Raw genomic sequence first — 975 nt, 5'->3', positions numbered from 1 at the left:
GTTAAATATGCTACAGCTAATGGAACTGCGCTTTCAGGTTCTGATTATACAGCCATCGCCTTAACTACATTAACCTTTGCTCCAGGAGAAACCGTTAAAACCTTTAACATTCCCATTCTGGCAGCTACCTCACCGGTAAATGATGAAACTTTTAGAGTAACATTATCTTCACCTAGTAGTAATGCCACTATTAACAACGCCACTGCTACTATAACCATAAAAGAACCTCTCCTATCTTCTGTCACCAGAACTCTCACAGAAACTGATAATGCTAATTTATTATTAACAGGTTCTAGTGCCATTAATGCCATTGGTAATAGTAAAAACAATACATTAATCGGCAATGTGGATATTAATCAGCTAGACGGAGGTTTAGGTAATGATACTCTTGATGGTGGTGCGGGTAATGATACCTTAACGGGAAATCAAGGTAATGATCTATTATTGGGCAATATTGGTACTGACACTGTTAAAGAATCTAGCAATAATAATCTAATCCTAACAAATACTGAACTATTGCACTTTGGTGTCGGAAATGAGCCAATTAACGTCATTGAAACTGATACTTTAGATAGCATTGAAAAAGCAGAAATAACATGGGGTAACAACTATAATATCTTTGATGGCTCTGGTTTTACAGGTACTGTCCAATTAAATGGTTGTGATGGCAATGATTTACTTAGTGGTGGTATAAGTAACGATACCTTAAACGGGGGAGAAAGTAATGATACCTTAAAGGGAGGTAATGGTAATGATAGTCTAACAGGAGGTAATGGTACAGATACTTTGATAGAATCAGGGGATATTAACTTTATCCTAACCAATACACAGTTAACTGGTAATGGTACAGATACCTTAGTAACCATTGAACAAGCAAAATTAACTGGTGGCATAAGTAACAATACCCTTAATGCGACGACTTTTGCTGGTAATGTTACCCTTGATGGAGGAGAAGGGAATGATACTGTTATCGGT

At 36.8% G+C, this 975-nt stretch carries 1 protein-coding gene; it reads left to right on the top strand.

Annotated features, from left to right (window positions below):
• Positions 1-975, top strand: a 975-nt coding sequence (locus FWJ34_RS19370; RefSeq protein WP_308256960.1) for a Calx-beta domain-containing protein, incomplete at both ends; no start/stop codon positions are given.

The sequence above is a fragment of the Geminocystis sp. GBBB08 genome (genome assembly GCF_016743215.1).
Classification (GTDB): Bacteria; Cyanobacteriota; Cyanobacteriia; order Cyanobacteriales; family Cyanobacteriaceae; genus Geminocystis.
The sequence above is the reverse complement of the archived record's forward strand: the minus strand, read 5'-3'. Positions and strand labels throughout refer to the sequence as shown.